This is a genomic window from Streptomyces sp. NPDC056738, assembly GCF_042790435.1.
Lineage (GTDB): Bacteria > Actinomycetota > Actinomycetes > Streptomycetales > Streptomycetaceae > Streptomyces.
Genome location: NZ_JBHTZF010000011.1, coordinates 210,094 through 230,081 on the forward strand (window position 1 = coordinate 210,094; position 19,988 = coordinate 230,081).

The 19,988-nt window shown below is 69.8% G+C and carries 14 protein-coding genes; 9 read left to right on the top strand and 5 right to left on the bottom strand.

The genetic code is table 11. The features are described 5' to 3' along the window. The first annotated feature begins 580 nt into the window (after positions 1 to 580). The 8 genes from ACFRIC_RS27795 to ACFRIC_RS27830 all read left to right on the top strand — a co-directional run bounded on the left by ACFRIC_RS27795 (position 581) and on the right by ACFRIC_RS27830 (position 11,087). Entirely contained in the window at positions 581 to 4,333 is a 3,753-nt protein-coding gene (locus ACFRIC_RS27795) for a nitrate- and nitrite sensing domain-containing protein (RefSeq protein WP_382790925.1), read from the top strand. Between the two features lie 9 nt (positions 4,334 to 4,342). Beyond that, the gene (locus ACFRIC_RS27800) at positions 4,343 to 4,756 is read left to right on the top strand and encodes a roadblock/LC7 domain-containing protein (RefSeq protein WP_037624995.1); all 414 of its coding nucleotides are present in this window, start codon (positions 4,343 to 4,345) and stop codon (positions 4,754 to 4,756) included. A gap of 111 nt (positions 4,757 to 4,867) precedes the next feature. Continuing rightward, a complete protein-coding gene (locus ACFRIC_RS27805; RefSeq protein ID WP_103548533.1) occupies positions 4,868 to 5,266 on the top strand; it encodes a DUF742 domain-containing protein in 399 nt (132 codons plus the stop codon). Continuing rightward, complete coding sequence (locus tag ACFRIC_RS27810) at positions 5,247 to 5,822, top strand: ATP/GTP-binding protein (RefSeq protein ID WP_028802395.1); 576 nt, start codon at positions 5,247 to 5,249, stop codon at positions 5,820 to 5,822. The genes ACFRIC_RS27805 and ACFRIC_RS27810 overlap by 20 nt, the downstream gene beginning before the upstream one ends. Before the next feature lie 351 nt (positions 5,823 to 6,173). Next, positions 6,174 to 9,413: a nitrate- and nitrite sensing domain-containing protein gene (locus ACFRIC_RS27815; RefSeq protein ID WP_382790928.1), complete on the top strand. Its 3,240-nt coding sequence runs from the start codon at positions 6,174 to 6,176 to the stop codon at positions 9,411 to 9,413. A gap of 10 nt (positions 9,414 to 9,423) precedes the next feature. Further along, positions 9,424 to 9,837 (top strand): roadblock/LC7 domain-containing protein, encoded by a 414-nt coding sequence (locus ACFRIC_RS27820; RefSeq protein WP_037625176.1) that lies wholly within the window; start codon positions 9,424 to 9,426, stop codon positions 9,835 to 9,837. A gap of 94 nt (positions 9,838 to 9,931) precedes the next feature. After that, complete coding sequence (locus tag ACFRIC_RS27825) at positions 9,932 to 10,525, top strand: DUF742 domain-containing protein (RefSeq protein WP_382790932.1); 594 nt, start codon at positions 9,932 to 9,934, stop codon at positions 10,523 to 10,525. Continuing rightward, positions 10,506 to 11,087 carry an ATP/GTP-binding protein gene (locus tag ACFRIC_RS27830; protein ID WP_103554950.1) on the top strand — a complete coding sequence of 194 codons (582 nt, stop codon included), beginning with the start codon at positions 10,506 to 10,508 and terminating at the stop codon, positions 11,085 to 11,087. The genes ACFRIC_RS27825 and ACFRIC_RS27830 overlap by 20 nt, the downstream gene beginning before the upstream one ends. Before the next feature lie 232 nt (positions 11,088 to 11,319). Here the strand turns inward: ACFRIC_RS27830 and ACFRIC_RS27835 are convergent, their stop codons facing one another. From ACFRIC_RS27835 to ACFRIC_RS27845, 3 genes are all read right to left on the bottom strand, one after another. Then, positions 11,320 to 11,514, bottom strand: coding sequence for an acyl-CoA carboxylase subunit epsilon (locus ACFRIC_RS27835; protein WP_351868759.1), 195 nt, complete (start codon positions 11,512 to 11,514; stop codon positions 11,320 to 11,322). 57 nt (positions 11,515 to 11,571) lie between these two features. Continuing rightward, on the bottom strand, positions 11,572 to 13,179 hold the full coding sequence (locus ACFRIC_RS27840) for an acyl-CoA carboxylase subunit beta (RefSeq protein ID WP_382790936.1): 1,608 nt from the start codon (positions 13,177 to 13,179) through the stop codon (positions 11,572 to 11,574). A gap of 251 nt (positions 13,180 to 13,430) precedes the next feature. Next, the gene (locus ACFRIC_RS27845; protein WP_382790940.1) at positions 13,431 to 13,928 is read right to left on the bottom strand and encodes a hypothetical protein; all 498 of its coding nucleotides are present in this window, start codon (positions 13,926 to 13,928) and stop codon (positions 13,431 to 13,433) included. Between the two features lie 373 nt (positions 13,929 to 14,301). Here ACFRIC_RS27845 and ACFRIC_RS27850 point away from each other — a divergent pair, with 373 nt between their 5' ends. Further along, on the top strand, positions 14,302 to 14,934 hold the full coding sequence (locus tag ACFRIC_RS27850; protein WP_382791282.1) for a YceI family protein: 633 nt from the start codon (positions 14,302 to 14,304) through the stop codon (positions 14,932 to 14,934). Between the two features lie 234 nt (positions 14,935 to 15,168). On the opposite strand, the gene ACFRIC_RS27855 is transcribed toward ACFRIC_RS27850, so the two are convergent. Further along, positions 15,169 to 16,524 (bottom strand): hypothetical protein, encoded by a 1,356-nt coding sequence (locus tag ACFRIC_RS27855; RefSeq protein ID WP_382790943.1) that lies wholly within the window; start codon positions 16,522 to 16,524, stop codon positions 15,169 to 15,171. Positions 16,525 to 16,669: 145 nt separating this feature from the next. Beyond that, positions 16,670 to 19,711 (bottom strand): glycoside hydrolase family 3 N-terminal domain-containing protein, encoded by a 3,042-nt coding sequence (locus tag ACFRIC_RS27860; protein WP_382790946.1) that lies wholly within the window; start codon positions 19,709 to 19,711, stop codon positions 16,670 to 16,672. Positions 19,712 to 19,988 lie beyond the last annotated feature (277 nt).

The following is a 19,988-nucleotide window of genomic DNA, read 5'->3' on the forward strand; positions in this document are numbered from 1 at the left end:
TCCTGGGCGCCGGTCGGGGTCAAAGAGCCCCAGATGGACGCGGGTTGTCGGATTCGCCATGCCTGTAAAGCGTCAGGCTAAACATTCAATTCCCTGGCGATGGCGTGAAGAGGCCATGATCGGTGTGTGAGTTTCCTCACTCACCAAGGGGCAAACCGGTCAATCGAGACCCTCAACTCGGTGCGACCAAAGGGACATTACGCCACTGAACCAATCATTCCGCTCCTGATCATCGCGACTGGGACAGGGTATGCACCCCCATGGCTCGTAGGCGTATGCCCGGTATGTACGAGAACCCTTTGCACACCTCGTGACCTGTCACTCACATCCTGTCACGAAGGTCACAGCCTGGTACACGGGCCTTGTTGGAGATCCTGGGCTGTGCTGGAATTCCTCGAACCGCCGCGGATTCACGATCCGGCGCGCAGGGGCGCTACTCAGCGCCGAGTGGCGGCGGGAAGGGGGAACCTGCGCCGGTCACTCAGACCACATACACAGGGCGCATCTGCGTCCGTGTACAACGCCGACACCGTCCCGCCGTTCCAGCGGAGGGGCGCCTGGTCCAGAGGTTGCGACGCTAGTGCAGGGACGTTTCAAGAGGGATGGCAGCGCTTCGGCGGAGCCGGAGCCGCGCGGCGGGACCGACCGCGGTTCCTCGCCCCAGCACGCCCAGAACCCGGGACCGGCAGAGGTCGGCGGCAGCGGTGAACACTCCGCTCGCGCCGGCGCGAAGCCCAAGGCTCCCGCCACCACGACCGACGCCACGCAGAGCGCCACTCCGAGCCACGGCTCGCGCGTAGCCCTGCGGAACTGGCGCATCTCGACACGACTCGTCTCGCTGCTCGCACTCCCCGTGGTCGCAGCGACCTCGCTGGGTGCACTCCGCATCAACGAGTCGATGGACAACATCCAGCAGCTCGACAACATGCGACTGCTGACCGAGATGACCAAGCAGGCCACCGAGCTCGCCGCCGCGCTCCAGAAGGAGCGCGACGAGTCGGCCGGTCCGCTGGCCCACGGCGCCCTGTCCAACGACTACGAGGTCAAGTCCGTGCGCGACGCCACGGACGTGGCGAAGAAGCACTTCCTCGAGGGCACGCAGCAGGTCGACGACGCCACGGCCAAGGGCCAGCTCTCCGGCGTGCACGACAGCCTCGTCGGCGTCGTCAGCGAGCTCTACAAGCTCAACGCGATCCGCAGCAGCGCCTACAACGACCCTCAGAACGCGACCCAGACGGTGGACGCGTACCACCGCCTGGTCACCGAGCTCCTCGCGCTCTCGCAGGACATGGCCGAGGCGACCAGCAACCCGGAGATGATCCAGCGCACCCGCGCGCTGGCATCGTTCTCCGCCGCCAAGGAGTACGCCTCCGTCCAGCGGGCCATCATCGCCGCCGCGCTCCCCACGCGGCCGACGACCTTCGGAACCCTCTCCAAGAACGACCAGCAGTACGCGCAGTCCGCGCTGGAGAGCCAGGACTCCGAGAACCAGGCCTTCAAGAACATCTACGGCTCCGGCAGCACGGAACTCCTCCTGCCGATCGAGGGCGACAACCCGACGATCAAGTCGGCCGACCAGTACGCCAAGCGCGTGCTGAGCAACCCCGAGGGTCTGCGCACGCAGAACAAGCGGTCCTACAGGGACTGGCTCGACGACGACTCGTCCAAGATCGACCAGATGTCGAAGATCGAGACCACGCTGCTCAGCGAGATGGAGCAGAAGGCCCGTGAGCTGCGTAACCAGTCGCAGAGTGAAGCGATCATCTCCGGTGTCCTGATCCTGCTCGTCCTCGGTGTCTCGCTCGTCGGCGCCTTCGTCGTGGCCCGGTCCATGATCCGCTCGCTGCGCCGCCTGCAGGACACCGCCACCCGGGTCGCCCAGGACCGACTGCCCGAGCTCGTCAAGCAGCTCTCGGAGTCGGACCCGCAGGACGTCGACACCTCCGTGGAATCCGTCGGTGTGCACTCCCGGGACGAGATCGGCCAGGTGGCCGCGGCCTTCGACGACGTGCACCGCGAGGCCGTCCGCCTCGCCGCCGAGCAGGCCCTTCTGCGAGGCAACGTCAACGCGATGTTCACCAACCTCTCGCGCCGTTCCCAGGGCCTCATCCAGCGTCAGCTCTCGCTCATATCCGAGCTGGAGTCGCGCGAGGCCGACCCCGACCAGCTCTCCTCGCTGTTCAAGCTCGACCACCTCGCGACCCGCATGCGCCGTAACGGCGAAAACCTTCTCGTCCTCGCCGGTGAAGAGCCCGGCCGTCGCTGGACCCGTCCGGTCCCGCTGGTCGACGTCCTCCGCGCCGCCGCGTCCGAGGTGGAGCAGTACGAGCGCATCGAGCTCGCCTCGGTGCCCGGCACCGAGGTCGCCGGCCGCGTCGTCAACGACCTCGTCCACCTGCTCGCGGAGCTGCTGGAGAACGCCACCTCGTTCTCCTCCCCGCAGACCAAGGTCAAGGTCACCGGTCACGCCCTGCCCGACGGCCGCGTGCTGATCGAGATCCACGACACCGGTATCGGTCTGTCCCCCGAGGACCTGGCCGCGATCAACGAGCGGCTCGCCGCTCCGCCCACGGTGGACGTCTCCGTCTCCCGACGCATGGGTCTGTTCGTGGTCGGTCGTCTGTCCCAGCGTCACGGCATCCGCATCCAGCTCCGCCCGTCCGACTCCGGTGGTACGACCGCGCTGGTCATGCTGCCGGTGGACGTCGCCCAGGGCGGCAAGAAGCCCATGCCGAACAAGCCCGGCCAGGGTGCCGCCGGCGGCGGCCCCGCCGCCGCGCAGGCCTCGGCCGGTGTGGCCGCGGCCCGTCGCTCGGGCGGTGGCTCGCTCGGTGCCGGCTCCCCCTCCGCTCCCGGCGGTCCCCTCGGGGCCCCGCCGCAGCGCGGGCAGGTCGGCTCCGGCCAGGGTGCGCGGGCCGCGCTGCCCGGCACGGGCCAGGGCTCTCGCCCGGGTGCCTCCGGCGGAGCGCGTGGTCCGCAGGGCGGCCAGGGCCAGCAGGGCCGGCAGGCCCCCGCCGGCGCGAACGCCTTCGGGCAGAGCCCGCAGCAGGGCTTCCCCGCCCAGAACGGCTCGCAGCAGCAGGGCTTCGGCGACGGAGCGGGTTCCCAGAACGCCTTCGGCGACACGTCCGGCGGCCGCAAGAACTCCTTCGGCAACGGCTCCGGCACGGGTCAGACCGGCCAGACGGGCCAGAACGCCTTCGGCGACGGCAACCAGGCCCCCGCGGCGCCCGCGAAGGCGTCCGGCGGCAAGAGCGGCCGTCGTCGCCCGCAGCTTCCGGGCCGCGGTGGCGCACGCGCCGAGCTGCCCGGCGGCAACACCGGGTCCCGCACGCCGAGCTGGAGCGACGAGAACGCCCAGCCGCCGGTTCCGCGGACCTCGCTCGACACCCCGCGTGGTCACGAGGACCCCGACGCCACGTCGCGCATGCCGCGCATCGACGACCGGCAGGGCCCCGCCTCCACCGCGGAGTTCGCCCGTCCCGACTTCGACGCCCCGCGCCCCGGCGCGGGCGCGCCGCAGAACAACGGCCAGAACAACGGCCAGTACGGATACGGCAACCAGTCCCCCGCCGGCCAGAACCCGGCCGCAACGGGGCAGTTCGCCGCCCAGGGCTACGGCGCCTCCCAGGCTCCGTCGTCCACCGGCCAGTTCGCCCAGCCGGGCTACGCGCCTTCCCAGGACCCCGCGTCCACCGGGCAGTTCGCGGCACCCGGCTACGGCAACGGCCAGGGATCCTCCACCGGACAGTACGAGCGGCCGGCCACCCCACAGGCCCCCGCCCGTCCGCAGGCCCCCGAGGCGCTTCCCCCGGCCTCGAACCCCGGTGACGGCCGTACACCGCTGTACGACACGCTGGAGACCAACTGGTTCCACGGTCAGGCGAACGGCTCGGACGGTGCGCCCGCGGGCGGTGCCGCCCAGAGCAACGGGTCCCACGGGTCCCCGACCAACGGCTCCCAGGGATACGCACAGGCCGCCCCCCAGCAGCCGCAGACTCCCCCGGTTCCGCAGCGGCCGGCAGCCGCACCGGCCGCCACCTCGTGGCGCAGCTCTCCGAACGACGATCTCGTCAAGCAGGCGGAGCGTTCCCGTAAGCCGTCGGCAGGCGGGGTCACCACCTCAGGCCTGCCGCGTCGAGTCCCGCGAGCCAACCTCGTCGCGGGCACGGCACAGCAGCAACAGCACCAAAGCGGTCCGCAGGTCTCGCGTGCGCCCGATGACGTACGCGGCCGGCTGACCAATCTCCGTAGGGGCATTCAGCAGGGTCGACAGGCCGGTAACGGTCAGACCGGCAGCTTCCCCAGCCCCACTCACCAGCAGGAGCGTTAGTTGAGCCCGATGAGCCAGGCGGCACAGAACCTCAACTGGTTGATCACCAACTTCGTGGACAACACCCCCGGGGTGTCCCACACCGTCGTCGTGTCCGCCGACGGACTCCTTCTGGCGATGTCCGAAGGCTTCCCCCGCGACCGCGCGGACCAACTGGCGGCCGTCGCCTCCGGACTCACTTCGCTGACTGCCGGGGCCTCCCGGATCTTCGAAGGCGGCTCGGTGGCCCAGACGGTCGTGGAGATGGAGCGCGGTTTCCTCTTCCTGATGTCGGTTTCGGACGGATCGTCCCTCGCGGTCCTCTCCCACCCGGAGTGCGACATCGGCCTTGTCGGCTACGAGATGGCACTGCTCGTCGACCGTGCGGGCGCCGTCCTCACGCCGGACCTGCGTGCCGAACTACAAGGCAGTCTGCTTCACTGACCGCCGCCGGATCCAGACACCGCACGAAATCACCGTCCGGCCGCCACAATCCCCCCACCGGCCCCAACAGACGGCACGACTGACCGACTTGCTGTCCCGCCCGGAGGATTCATGACCCCGCCCCCCGCCTCTCATGATCCGTACGCCGAGTCGTACGGGGATGAAGGCGACCAGCCGCTGGTACGTCCGTACGCGATGACCGGCGGCCGGACCAGGCCGCGGTACCAACTGGCCATAGAAGCTCTGATCAGCACCACGGCCGATCCGGCCCAGCTGATGGGACTGCTCCCCGAACACCAGCGCATCTGCCATCTGTGCCGGGAAGTGAAGTCGGTGGCCGAGGTGTCGGCCCTCCTGGGCATGCCGCTCGGCGTGGCCAGGATCCTTGTCGCGGACCTCGCCGAGGCCGGACTTGTCGCCATTCACCAGCCTGGCGGCGATGAGAACAACGGCGGCGCGCCGGACGTGACACTGCTCGAAAGGGTGCTCAGTGGACTTCGCAAGCTCTGACGGAGGCCGGGCGACCACCTCCGCGAAGATCGTCGTAGCGGGTGGTTTCGGTGTCGGCAAGACCACGTTCGTGGGTGCCGTCTCCGAGATCAACCCCCTGCGTACCGAGGCCGTCATGACCTCCGCCTCGGCGGGCATCGACGACCTCACCCACACCGGGGACAAGACCACCACCACGGTGGCCATGGACTTCGGCCGTATCACCCTCGACCAGGACCTGATCCTGTACCTCTTCGGTACGCCGGGCCAGGACCGCTTCTGGTTCATGTGGGACGACCTGGTCCGCGGCGCCATCGGCGCCGTCGTCCTGGTCGACACCCGGCGTCTCGCCGACTGCTTCCCCGCGGTCGACTACTTCGAGAACAGCGGCCTGCCGTTCGTCATCGCCCTCAACGGCTTCGACGGTCACCAGCCGTACAACCCGGAGGAAGTGCGCGAGGCTCTTCAGATCGGCCCGGACGCCCCGATCATCACGACGGACGCGCGACACCGTGCAGATGCGAAGAGCGCTCTCATCACGCTGGTCGAGCACGCCCTCATGGCACGGCTGCGGTAGCAGCCAAGTAGACGGCTCCCTATGGAAGTTGTCGTAGACGCATTGGAGCCGGCTGTGTCATTTGACACGGCCGGCCTCGGTGTTCATAACGTTTCGACAGAGAATTTCGCCGGCCCCGACACGCATAGCGGTCGCCCGATGCCCCTGCGTTCATGAAAGCCCCGTCTTTTGGCGGGGCTCGCTCTTTATGACCGTTTTATCTGTGGCCGGCACCACTCGGAATCACCCGTTCCGAGTGTTTGGAATGGCGCTGCTTGGCGTGCTGGAATGCGCTGAACTGCCCAGTAGTCAAGGGCGCTGGTAGATACGGCGGCACACAGCAGGTGCCGACGCCGAGAGGTTGTTGGTCGAGTGAGGCGAAGCATGAACGGTCCCGAGCCGTCGGCACGGGGCAACTTCACCCCGCCGGCGCGCGGAGCGGCGCCCGCACAAGTCGCCGGCCCCGAGCCCACGCCGGCGCCCGCGCCGAGCGGGAGCCGATTCTCCCCGCGCAACTGGCGCGTGCCGACCAGGCTGAACGCGATCCTGCTCATACCCGTGGTGGTCGGCCTCGTCATGGGCGGCTTCCAGGTGAAGGGCTCGATCGACACCTGGCAGGAAGCGCAGGACGCCGAGAAGACGGCCCGCCTCGTGCAGGCGGCACTGACGTACGGCGACAAGCTGTTCGAAGAGCGCGACCTCAGCGCCGCGCCCCTGCTGTCCGGCAAGGGCGACAAGGACGCCACCGTCGTCAAGGTCCGCCGGGAGACCGACCTGGCCGCCGACGCCTTCGACGAGGCCGCCCAGGACATGCCCAAGACTCCGGGCCTGGAGCGCCGTCTCGCGGTCTTCCGCAACGTCGAGCCCGGTCTCGAGAAGCTGCGGAAGTTCGCGTACACCACCACGCTGACCGGCGTGAAGACCGAAGAGGGCTACCTCCAGATCCAGCACCCGCTGATGGAGTTCGCCAACGAGCTCGGTCTGGGCACCGGAAACATCACCAGCTACGGCCGTACCGTCTACGCGATCTCGCTGTCCAAGGCCGCGCTGTCGCTGGAGCGGTCCATCGGTCTGCACCTGCTGATCAAGCCGGGCCCCGGCAACAGCGGCCTCGCCAGCCAGCGCGTCGCCCTGTCCTCGTACGCCTACCTCGAGGGCATCGCCATCGAGGAGTACAAGGGTGGTGGCACCGAGGCCGACAGCGCCAAGCTCGACGAGGCGTCGGCGAAGATCAAGTCCGAGCTGACCGCGAAGGCCAAGGAAGCCGCCGCCGCCGACCCGGCCTACGTTCCGCCGCCCACCGGCGACAACGAGATGGTCAAGGAGCTCTCGGGGCTCCGGTCCACGCTGGAGAGCGACCGTGCGCTGCTCGCCGCGAAGGGCGTCACCGCGCAGAACTGGATGGCGGTCAACACCGCCAAGTACGACGCGTACCGCCAGATCGAGTCCGACCTCGCCGACAAGGCCGTGGCCGAGGCCGGTGACATCTCGAACACCGCCCGCACCGACGCCTTCATCACCGGTGCCATCGTCGTCGTCGCCCTGCTCGCCGCGTTCATCCTGGCCGGCATGGTGGCCCGCCAGATGAGCCGCTCGATGCGCCAGCTCCGCAGCGCCGCCTTCAATGTCGCCGAGCAGCGCCTGCCGATGCTGGTCGACCAGCTCTCGCGCACCGACCCCGGCCGGGTCGACACCCGCGTGCAGCCGATCCCGATCAACACCACGGACGAGATCGGCGAGGTCGCCCGCGCCTTCGACCAGGTCCACCGCGAGGCCGTGCGACTGGCCGCCGAGCAGGCCCTCCTGCGAGGCAACATCAACGCGATCTTCACGAACCTCTCGCGCCGCAACCAGTCGCTGATCGAGGGCCAGCTGACCCTGATCACCGACCTGGAGAACAACGAGGCCGACCCGGACCAGCTCGAGAACCTCTTCCGGCTGGACCACCTCGCGACCCGTATGCGCCGCAACGGCGAGAACCTCCTGGTCCTCGCCGGCGAGGAGCCCGGACGCCGCTGGGACCAGCCGGTCCCGCTGGTCGACGTCCTGCGCGCCGCCTCCTCCGAGGTGGAGCAGTACGAGCGCATCGAGCTCTCCGGTGTCCCGGAGGCCGAGATCCACGGCCGCGCCGTGACCGACCTCGTGCACCTGCTCGCCGAGCTCCTGGAGAACGCGACCACGTTCTCCTCCCCGCAGACCAAGGTCCGTGTCACCGCGACCCGTCTCCCCGACGGCCGCGTCATGGTCGAGATCCACGACAAGGGCATCGGCCTCACCGCCGAGGACTTCGCGGACATCAACCACAAGCTGGCCAACCCGCCGACCGTGGACGCCGCGATCTCGCAGCGCATGGGTCTCTTCGTGGTCGGCCGTCTGTCGGACCGCCACGGCATCCGCGTCCAGCTCCGCCCCTCGGGCGAGCAGGCCGGCACCACGTCCCTTGTCATGCTCCCCGACGCCATCACCCACGGTGGCGGTGGCGAGCAGCAGCCGATGACCGACGAGTTCACCGTGTCGCAGATCATTCCCGAGCAGCAGCAGCACCAGCAGCAGCAGTTCCCGGGCGAGAACTTCGGTGCGCAGCAGCAGCCCGTGCTGACCGCCGCGGACCTCGGTTTCGACGACAGCCGCTACGAGGTCCCGGACGACATCCGCGACCTCGACCCCGTCGGCCGCTCGCTCATGCGTGAGGAGCGCCGTGCGGCCCTGGAGGCGCAGGCGCAGGGCCCGGAGGCCATCGAGGGCTCCCAGGGCTACACCGACGCCTTCGACGCCCCTGCCGGCCCCTCGTACGACAACGGACAGCCGTCCTTCGACGGCGCCCCGGCGTACGACGGCGCCCAGGGTGTGCACGAGGAGCAGCAGACCACGTACGACCAGCAGACGTCGTACGAGGAGCCGCAGCAGGCTGCGTACGACGAGGCGTACTTCCCGTCCAACGGCGGCTACCCTGAGCCCTCCTACACGGAGCCGGGCCGGCAGGACCACGCCGGAATGGGTGGCTCCGCCCCGGAGACGGTGTCGGGCTTCGGTGAGCCGTCCTACCAGGACGACTGGCCGCAGCAGGACACGCACCAGGGTGGCTACCAGGGCGGGTACCGGCCCGACTACGCTCCGCAAGCGGAATCTCCGCAGGTCGCTGACGCGGCCGAGCAGAACAGCGTAGGCTTTGGTCGTCCGGGTCCGGCCTCTTCGGCCCCCCACACGATGACCAACTCGGGACTCCCCCGTCGCGGACCCGCCCCCGCCGGCAACGGCCGGCGCCCCGCGGAACCGGCGAGGGAGCAGGCGGCGCCCATGTCCTCCGGGAACACGGGCGACGACTGGCGGTCGTCGAACGACGACCGCTGGCAGCGCGCCGAGCAGCTGAAGAAGCCCAAGGCGGGCGGGGTCACCTCGTCCGGTCTGCCGCGGCGGGTGCCCAAGGCCAACCTGGTCGAGGGAACCGCGGAATCGACCCCCCAGGGAGGCCCCCAGGTCTCCCGTGCTCCCGAAGACGTCCGGGGCAGGCTGAGCAACCTGCGTCGCGGTGTCGAGCGGGGACGCAGTGCAGGTACTGAGACGAACGGTCAGGGCTTCGGCTCTGACAGCACCTACAACCAGGAGCGTTAGTGTGAGCCCGATGAGCCAGGCGGCACAGAACCTGAACTGGTTGATCACCAACTTCGTGGACAACACCCCCGGTGTGTCGCACACAGTGGTGGTCTCCGCCGATGGACTCCTTCTGGCTATGTCCGAAGGCTTTCCCCGCGACCGCGCCGACCAGCTCGCCGCCGTCGCGTCCGGTCTGACCTCCTTGACCGCGGGCGCGTCCCGTATCTTCGAGGGCGGCCACGTGAACCAGACCGTTGTGGAGATGGAGCGAGGATTCCTCTTCCTCATGTCCATTTCGGACGGTTCTTCACTCGCAGTACTTGCACACCCTGAGGCGGACATCGGTCTCATTGGGTACGAGATGGCGCTTCTGGTGGACCGTGCGGGCACGGTCCTGACTCCGGATCTTCGTGCGGAGCTCCAGGGCAGCCTTCTCAACTAATAGACAGACGGTGCGAATTGTCGTCCCGGGGCCGTAAGGTTTCGGGACGCGGTCCCAGCGTTGGGTGCCCGGCACGGTCGGAGGAGGAGAGAAAGTGGTAACACCCCCAGGCGGTTCGTCTTCGGGCAATTGGTCGTACGGCCCCGGCCAGGGGCAGGGCGACGGTTCCGGCGACCCGAACCGGTACAACTTTCCTCCCTCCGCACCCCACCAGCGACGGCAGCCGTACGCGCCTCAGGGTCCCCAGGGCCCCGGGCCGTCTCCGTACGACCAGCCGTCGGCTCCGCGCATCCAGCCGGTGCAGCCGCAGCGACGCTCCCCCGAGGCGTCGCCGGCCGGTGCGGCGAACAACCCCCTGGTGCGTCCGTACGCCATGACGGGTGGCCGCACCAGGCCCCGCTACCAGCTCGCCATCGAGGCGCTGGTGCACACCACCGCGCAGCCGCACCAGATGCAGGGCCAGTTGCCCGAGCATCAGCGGATCTGCAACCTCTGCCGGGAGATCAAGTCGGTGGCCGAGATCTCGGCCCTGCTGACCATCCCTCTCGGTGTTGCCAGGATCCTCGTCGCCGACTTGGCGGAGGCAGGCCTGGTCGCCATCCATCAGCCCGGCGGCGACGAAAACGCCGGCGGCCAGCCAGACGTGACTTTGCTCGAAAGGGTGCTCAGTGGACTTCGCAAGCTCTAGCGGAGGGCCTTCCCGCTCCACCACGTCCGCGAAGATCGTGGTGGCGGGCGGCTTCGGCGTGGGCAAGACCACGTTCGTCGGCGCCGTCTCGGAGATCAACCCGCTGCGCACCGAGGCCGTCATGACGTCCGCCTCGGCGGGCATCGACGACCTCACGCACACCGGAGACAAGACGACGACGACCGTCGCCATGGACTTCGGCCGTATCACCCTCGACCAGGACCTGATCCTGTACCTCTTCGGTACGCCGGGCCAGGACCGCTTCTGGTTCATGTGGGACGACCTGGTCCGCGGCGCCATCGGCGCGATCGTCCTCGTGGACACCCGGCGTCTCGCCGACTGCTTCCCCGCGGTCGACTACTTCGAGAACAGCGGCCTGCCGTTCGTCATCGCCCTCAACGGCTTCGACGGCAACCAGCCGTACAACCCCGAGGAAGTCCGCGAGGCCCTTCAGATCGGCCCGGACGCCCCGATCATCACGACGGACGCCCGTCACCGCGCGGACGCCAAGTCGGCGCTCATCACGCTGGTCGAGCACGCCCTCATGGCGCGCCTGCGCTAGCAGCCTCCGCCCGTACGACGACGGCCCCCGTTCCTCCGCCCGGAGAAACGGGGGCCGTTCTCGTGCCGCCGGCCGAACTCCTGCCCCGTACGGCCCCGTTGGGCGGGCCGGCGGCGGGGAGTGCCCGAACCCCGGCCGCGGAGGCTCCTGTCGGCCGTGGAGGGCGTCCGCGGGCCTCGGACACACCACAGCCCCGCCCTCCGTCGGAGGGCGGGGCTGTCGGCGTCGGATCTCAGTGCCAGCTGTGCGGCGCCCGGAAACCGGGCTCCCGCTCCAGGCGGCGCCAGCCCGCCTTGCGGTGCGGACGGTGGGAGGGAGCGGCATCAGTGGGAGCGGAGGCGGCACGGGCCAGGAGGATCGCCGTGATGGCGGCGACCTCCTCGGGCTCGGCGTGGCCCTTCTCGACGCGGATGTCAGGGGTGCTCATAGGTTTCAGTCTCCATGAGAGAGGTTTCCGCGGGGGTACCGCGGAGGATCCGCCGGGTTACTGCGGGGGGTTGCCGTGCTTGCGCGAGGGCAGGTCCGCGTGCTTGGTGTGGAGCATCGCGAGCGACTTGATCAGGACCTCGCGGGTCTCGGCGGGGTCGATGACGTCGTCCACCAGTCCGCGCTCGGCCGCGTAGTACGGGTGCATCAGCTCGGCCTTGTACTCCTTGACCATGCGGACCCGCATGGCCTCGGGATCGGCGGCGTCGGCGATCTGGCGGCGGAAGATGACGTTGGCGGCGCCCTCGGCGCCCATCACGGCGATCTCGTTCGTCGGCCAGGCGTAGGTGAGGTCGGCCCCGATGGACTGGCTGTCCATGACGATGTAGGCACCTCCGTACGCCTTGCGCAGGATGAGGGAGATACGCGGCACCGTCGCGTTGCAGTACGCGTAGAGCAGCTTCGCGCCGTGCCGGATGATCCCGCCGTGCTCCTGGTCGACACCCGGGAGGAACCCGGGCACGTCCAGCAGCGTGATGATCGGAATATTGAAAGCGTCACACATCTGGACAAAGCGTGCAGCTTTTTCGGACGCCTCGATGTCGAGCACGCCCGCCAGGCTCTGCGGCTGGTTGGCGACGATGCCGACGACCTGGCCGTCGAGGCGGGCCAGCGCGCAGATGATGTTGCGGGCCCAGCGCTCGTGGACCTCGAGGTAGTCGCCGTCGTCGACGAGCTCCTCGATGACCTTGGTCATGTCGTACGGACGGTTGCCGTCGGCCGGGACCAGGTCCAGCAGCACCTCGCTGCGGCGGTCGGCCGGGTCCGAGGACTCCGCGCGCGGCGGGTTCTCGCGGTTGTTCTGCGGGAGCATCGACAGGAGGTAGCGCACCTCGGCGATGCAGGTCTCCTCGTCGTCGTACGCGAAGTGGCAGACGCCGGAGGTCTCCGCGTGGACGTCGGCGCCGCCCAGACCGTTCTGGGTGATCTCCTCGCCCGTCACCGCCTTGACCACGTCCGGTCCGGTGATGAACATCTGCGAGGTCTCGCGGACCATGAAGACGAAGTCCGTCAGCGCGGGCGAGTAGGCCGCGCCGCCGGCGCACGGGCCGAGCATGACGGAGATCTGCGGGATGACCCCGGAGGCCTTGGTGTTGCGCTGGAAGATGCCGCCGTAGCCGGCGAGGGCGGAGACGCCCTCCTGGATACGGGCGCCGGCGCCGTCGTTCAGGGACACCAGCGGCGCGCCGGCCGCGATGGCCATGTCCATGATCTTGTGGATCTTCGTGGCGTGGGCCTCCCCGAGGGCGCCGCCGAAGATGCGGAAGTCATGGGCGTACACGAAGACCGTGCGGCCCTCGACCGTGCCCCAGCCGGTGATGACACCGTCGGTGTACGGCTTCTTGGCCTCCAGGCCGAACCCGGTCGCCCGGTGCCGGCGGAGCTGCTCGACCTCCTGGAACGAGCCCGCGTCGAGCAGCAGCTCGATGCGCTCCCGGGCGGTCAGCTTGCCCTTGGCGTGCTGCGCCTCGGTCGCCTTCTCGCTGGGACCCCGCAGCGCCTCCGCACGGATGGCGTGCAGCTCGGCCACCCGGCCACGCGCGTCCGTCGGTTCGTCTGAGGGGATCGTGGAGCTCGCGGTGTCGGCCTCGTCCAAAACGGTCATGTAGCGACCATACGAAGTCCACCAAGGAAAGAGGCCCGTCGACTCTGCACAGTCTCCGGACCGTTTTCCTGGTGCCCCTGAACAGAACCACCATCACATGCAGGCGATCCGACTGCCCGGAGGGGCTCGGTGTTGTGGAGGTCTCACAAACCGTTCGGCCGACTGCCATCTCACATTCATGAGCGGCACATGCCGTCACCGGGGTGACGCGGACGCCCGTTCGGGGGTCCGCGCACCCCGGAGGCGCCGGTTCAGCAGCCGCCGCAGTTGTAGTACAGGACGTCCCAGTGGTTGCCCTCGTCGGCGTAGATGTTGCCGGCGCCGGACTGGTACTGCGGAGCGCCGTCGCCGCGCAGGCCTATGTAGGTGAAGGTGTTCTTGATGTACGCGGTGACACAGGTGTTCTTGCCGTAGTCGAGCTTGTAGCCGTTCCAGTGCGAGTACGTGCCGCTCGCGTGCCCGGTCTCGGTGCCGCCGGTGATGTTGAGCGCGCAGCCGCTGGACCCCTTGAGGGTCTGGGCGCCCTGCGCGGTGGCGAGGTTGAGCTGCTCGAACGAGGTGCAGGTGGAGTTGTTGCGGTCGGAACAATTGCCGGAGGAGGACCAGGTGATGCCGGACTGGCGGAACATCGAGGTCGCGGTGGCGTGACTGATCTTGCTGACGGCGAAGGCGTCGGTGGCGGTGCCGACGACGGCGACGCCGGGGGCCACGAGGAGGGCCAGTGCGGTCAGCGCGGACCTGAACTTCATCTGGGGGGGGACCTTTCCTGCGGAGGACCGTCGGTACGGCCGCACGGGCGTGCGGCCGCGTTTCCTGTGGGGCGGCTGTGCAGGGGGTGCACGCAGATGGTGCCCGAGTTCTACGCGCGTCCGCCAGAGGGCCGACAGGACGACCCGCCACGACTTCCCACCCACCGGCACCCGCGCCCCCACGCCACGACCCACCGCGACTCCCGATGCCCCCGCACCACGACCCACCGTGACTTCGCGGACACCCTCCGGGTGATGTTGAAAGTTGAACGGAATAGGTCTACGGTTGCCCTTGTTGGAGTCGTTGAACATTAAACAGACTGACGCCGTGGCTCTCCCCGGAACCGCGGCCCGTCCCCCCAAGGAGCACCTCATGGGCATCTTCGGCCGCAAGACCACCGACACCACCGCGACCTCCGCCACCGCGACGGCCACCGCGACGGCCGCTGCCGTCAACCCGGACCTGGCCGCGCTGACCGGCGAGTACACCATCGACCCGGCCCACTCGACGATCGGCTTCGTCGCCCGGCACGCGATGGTGACCAACGTCAAGGGCAGCTTCAAGGACTTCGAGGGCACGCTCCACCTGGACGGCGGCGACCCGTCCCGCTCCACCGCTTCCCTCGACATCAAGATGGACAGCATCGACACCGGGTCCGCCGACCGCGACGGTCACCTCAAGAGCGCCGACTTCTTCAAGACCGACGAGTTCCCGGCGATGACGTTCCGCTCCGTCAAGGCGGAGGCCCTCGGCGGTGACGACTACCGGATCACCGGCGATCTGGAGATCCTCGGCACCACCAAGCAGATCAGCATCGACCTGGAGTTCAACGGCGCCGCGAAGGACCCGTTCGGCAACGAGCGCGTGGGCTTCGAGGGCAAGGCCGAGATCCTGCGCTCCGACTGGGGCCTCACCTGGAACGCGGCGCTGGAGACCGGTGGCGTCCTCGTCTCCGACAAGATCAAGCTGAACTTCGACATCTCGGCGATCAGGAACGCCGGCTGAGCCGCCGGCCCGACCGCCCCTGTCGGCCACACCGGCCTGGCCTCGGCCGGGCCGCCGGCCCGGTGGCCACCGAGCGCGCCCGCCCGCTTTCTCCGTACGGAGGAGGCGGGCGCTCTCGTGTCCGGTGCCGGGGAGGGCCGGCTCGTGTCCCGTTCGCGCCGCCGAGGGGTGCTCGCCCCACGGGGAGGGCCCGGTCGTGTCCGGTACGGGGAGGGGCGCCGGGCGGGCCCGGTCTCAGAAACCTCCGCCGAAGTCCCCGCCGCCCCCGCCGAAGTCCCCTCCCCCGCCGTCGCCGAACCCGCCGCCGAAGTCCCCGGAGTCGAAGTCGGCGCCGGAGACGTCGCCTCCGTCGTAGCCGCCGCCGAAGTCGCCGTATCCGTTGCCGTACGCGGCCCCGTACCCGGGGCTCGCCATCATGCTGCCCAGCAGGGTCCCGACGAGCAGGCCCGGCAGCACGCCGCCGCCGAAGTAGCCGCCCGCCCAGGGGCCGTACGCCGGGCCCGCGTCCCAGTAGGGGCGGCGGCCGTAGTCCGTCTCGACCTCGCGCACCGCCGGCTGTTCGCCCCCGGTGAGACGCATCCAGTCCGCCTTGCAGACCGGGACCTCTCGGGGCGCACCCCCGGCGGGTGTCCAGGTCGCGTCGGTGACGGACGGGCCGTGCCGGGGGTCGAAGAAGCAGGGCGCGCGGCGCTCGGGGACCGGGCGGCCCTCGCGGCGCGCGGCGAGCACGGCGAGGGAGAAGCGGCCCTCCTCCAGGGACTGGGTGACGGAGCGCACGTCCTCGGGGCGCCCGGCCTGGGCCATGTACGTCTTCGCCTGTTCGTAGGCGTCCAGCGCGCGTTCGTAGTCCGCCCGCATCGCGTCGTCGGCGCCGGCCTCGGCGGGGTGGAAGTCCAGCCGGTCGAGTTCCTCGCCGAAGGCGGTGATGTCCTCGTCCACGACCACCCGGAGCCGGTCGAGCGCGGCGCGCTGTTCCTCCTCCTGCCGGCGCCGGTTGCGCCGTACGACCGTGTACGCGCCCGCGCCGCCGATCACGGCCACCGCGCCGACCGCGATCAGCGCGCCCGTCGAGACGCCTCCGTCGTTCGCGCCGCCGCCCCAGCTCGCGGGGGCGGCGCCGTGGATGTTGGCGAGCGCGCGGTCGGTGAAGTCGTTGAGCTGGGTGTTGGCGTCCTTCACGCCCTGGACGCTGGTGACGAGGTTCTGCACGGCCGAGCGGGACATCACCGCGGAGTCGGCGCGGGCGTCGAAGCGGTCGCCGAGCCTGATCGCGTAGAGGCCGGTGATCCCGGTGTCGGTGCGCAGGTTCCGGAACAGGTCCTGGGTGGGGAAGCCGGCGGGGAGCACGGCGACGAAGACCGGCTTGTCCGCCTTCTTGATCTTGGCGGCGAGGGCGTCGGCCTCCGTGGCGGAGAGCTGGCCGGAGGCGGCCGGGTCCACGTAGACGGGACCCTTGCGCAGGGCCGCCGCGACGGTGGAGACGTCGGTGGCGGCGTGGGCCCGGGGCGCCGGGAGCCACACCATCGCCAGGGCCGCGAGCATCAGTGCGACCAGCAGGCCTGGAAGTCCTCGGGTGAGTGCGGCCCTCATGCCTTGAAGCTACCCGAACCAGAGCGAAACCGGACATCGGGAGAGCGGCCCCCCGCGCTCACCGGAACGCGGGCCGGAACGCGGGCCGGAACGCGGGCCGGCCGGGGCTGAGTGTGCAGCCCCGGCCGGCCCTCCCGTTTCTCCCTCACGCGGCGCGGTACGCCTGGGTCAGCTTCGCCACCGCCTCTCCGTAGTGGCCGGTCAGCAGGAGATGGTCCGCGTCCGCGAAGGGACCCGCGTTCGCCGCGGTGACCGAGGTGCCGATCTTCTGCTGGACGAGCAGGCGGGCCCGGGTGACGGCCGCGCGGGCCGTCCCGTCGGCTCCGCGCCGCTCCGCCGCCGAGGCCACCCGGGCGAGCTCCCGCAGGGCGGCGGCGCCACCCCCCGGTGTCTTGGTCAGCGTGGTGAGTCCCCAGCCGTACGGGAACTGCGGATCGTAGGAGGCGTCACCGACGTTGATCGGGAGCTGGGACTCCGACCTGGGCCAGGTGACCGGGAGCTGCCCGGTGAAGGCGCGCTTTCCGTAGAGGACGTCCGCGACCCCGTCGCCCTCGGTGCCGGGCAGCCAGGAGGCGACGAGGGCGTCGATGTCGCCGAGCCGGTCGCCGACGAGCTGCGGGCGGCCCGAGACGATCAGCACCGCGCACTTCATGGCCGCGCACACCTTGTCCACGGCCGCCTTGTCGGCCGCCGTCAGCTCCAGGTCGTTGCCGTTGCCGACGTCGCCGACGCCCTCCGCGTACGGGGTCTCGCCGACGACGACCACACCGACGTCGTAGCCGCTCGTCGGTGCCGAGGCGTCCTTGGAGTAGGTGACGTCACCGCCGGCGTTCCGCATGCCCTGGAGGACCGTCGTGCCCTTGGTGATGTCCCCGGAGGAGCCCTGCCAGGTGAGGGTCCAGCCGCCGGTCTGGTTGCCGAGGTCGTCGGCGTTCGAACCGGCGACGTACACCTTCTGGGACTTCTTCAGCGGCAGGACGCCGCCCGCGTTCTTCAGCAGGACCTGGGACTCGGCCGCCGCCTGCCGTGCCACGGAGCGGTGCGCGGCGGAGCCGATCCGCGACGCGCCGCTGGTGTCGGCGTACGGCTTCTCGAAGAGCCCCAGATCGAACTTCTGGGTGAGGATGCGCGACACGGCGTCGTCGATCCGCCGCTCGGTGACGCGGCCCGCCTTCACCTCGTCCGTGAGCGTCGTACGGAAGTCCTTGTACGAGTACGGCACCATCATCATGTCCACGCCCGCGTTGACCGAGGTGCGCACGTGCGAGGCGTAGTCGCCGGGGAGCTGGTCGATGGCGTTCCAGTCGCTGATGACGAAGCCGTCGAAGCCCATCCGGCCCTTGAGCACGCCGTTGATCATGTCGGCGCGGGCGTGCATCTTCACCGGGCCCTGGCCGTCGCCGATGATGTCGAGCGAGGAGTACGACGGCATGACCGAGCCGACACCCCGGTCGACCGCGGTCTGGAACGGCGAGAGGTGGACGGCCTCCAGCTCCTTCCTGGTGACCTTGGTGACGCCCTGGTCGACGGTGTACGAGCCCGTCGTGGACGTGCCGTAGCCGGTGCCGCCGTCGCCGACGTAGTGCTTGGCGGTCGCGAGGACCTTGTCGTCGTCCTTGAGGTCGCTGCCGTCGCGGGCGCCCTGGAGGCCCTGGACGACCGTCTCCATGGCCTTCACGAGCGCGGGGTCCTCGCCGAAGGACTCGTAGGAGCGGCCCCAGCGTTCGTCGCGGGTCACGCACAGGCAGGGGGCGAAGTCCCAGGGGATGCCGGTGGCGCGGACCTCGGAGGCGGTCACCGCGCCCGTCCGCTCCGCCAGGGCGGGGTCACGGGTGGCGCCGATGCCGATGTTGTGGGGCATGACCGTCGCCCCGGCGAGGTTGTTGTGGCCGTGCACCGCGTCCACGCCGTAGATCAGCGGGATCTGGAATCGGGTGGCCTGTGCCCGGAGCTGGTAGCCGTCGATCATCGACGCCCACGCCGCGGCGGTGTTGGGGGTCGGTGTGGAGCCGCCGCCGGAGAGCAGGGACCCGAGGTCGTAGGCGGCGATGTCGCCGCCGGTGCCGATCGCGCCGCGCTCGGCCTGGGTCATCTGCCCGGTCTTCTCCTCCAGGGACATCCGGGAGACCAGGTCGGCGACCCGCTTCCGCACGGGCAGCTTCGGATCGAGATACGGCAGCCCGTGGGCGTCGATGACGACCTGCGGGGTCTCGGCGGGAGCCTTGGCGCCGGTCACCGTGAGCTTGAGGGGGATCGTCTCGGCCGCTTCGGCGGACTTGTCGCGCAGGGTCCGGACGGTGACGGTGCGGCTCGTGCCGGACGTCGTACCGGCCGGGAAGGTGATCTCGCCCTTGACGGGGGCGTAGTCCCTGCCGGGCTCGGCGCCGCCGCCCGCGCTCTCGTACGCGACGGTCACGGGCTCGTCGATCGGGGCGGAGCCGGTGGTGGCGACGGAGACCTTCACCCGCGCGGTGCCGCCCTCCCTGACCGGGTAGACCGCCGCGTCGGTGGTGACGGAGGCGCGCAGGGACTGGTCGGCCTTGCCGTACAGCTCGACGTCGTCCATGGCGAACTGCCCCTGGACGCCGACCGGGAGCGTGAGGGCGTAGCCCCACATCTGGGTCAGGCCCAGGACGTGGTCGATACCGCCGACGGGCTGGTAGTCCGTGCGGTAGACGAAGTCGGCGAAGGGGATCTCGATCTGCTTCCAACCGCTGAAGTCATCGGTGAAGGAGGTCGTCCACAGCTCCGAGGCCTCGCCGTTGGCGCCGCCGTCCTTGATCTCGAAGGAGATCTTCTTGGCGGTGTTCCGGCCGTCCCACCAGAAGCGGATGCCCTTGTGCGCGGACCAGTCGTGGGCCGGCTGGTCCGCGGCGAAGTCGTGGGTGAACCCGCCGTAGCCGCTGATGTCGTAGTCGCCGGTGAGGACCTTGGCGCCCTCGGGTGCGTCGGAGCGCGCGGTCAGGGCGAGCTTCGGCGGGTCGTCGCTGTCGCCGCCCCAGGTGAAGAGGCCCTCGGCGGGCTGGTTCGCGAAGGGCACCTCGCCCTCGAAGCGGTCGACCGGGACGGGCGCGGGATCAACGGCCGCCGCCGCGCCCGCCGAAGCGAGCGGAAGCAGTCCGGCGATCAGCGCGGCACCGGCCAGCAGAGCGGTTCTTCGTACGGAATTCCGATCGAGCCCGGTCAATGGGGTTCCCCTCGACTCTCACGTGGTTCTGACGACGTGCTTCCTGACGATGACGTGCTGCTCTGTTCCCTCGCTCTTCTCACGACTTAGATCACGGCGTGAGTTAACTGGTGCCCCGGCAACCCGTCAAGACTTCACGCCAGAACCGGTACAGACTCAAGTCCCGGCCGGATCAGGGCAGTTGTTCCTTCAAAGTCTGAACGCGCAACCCCTTGACGCGCCTTCGCAGCCGTCATTTACTCACGCCTCGCACGCCTCCCCACCCCCACCTCCGAAA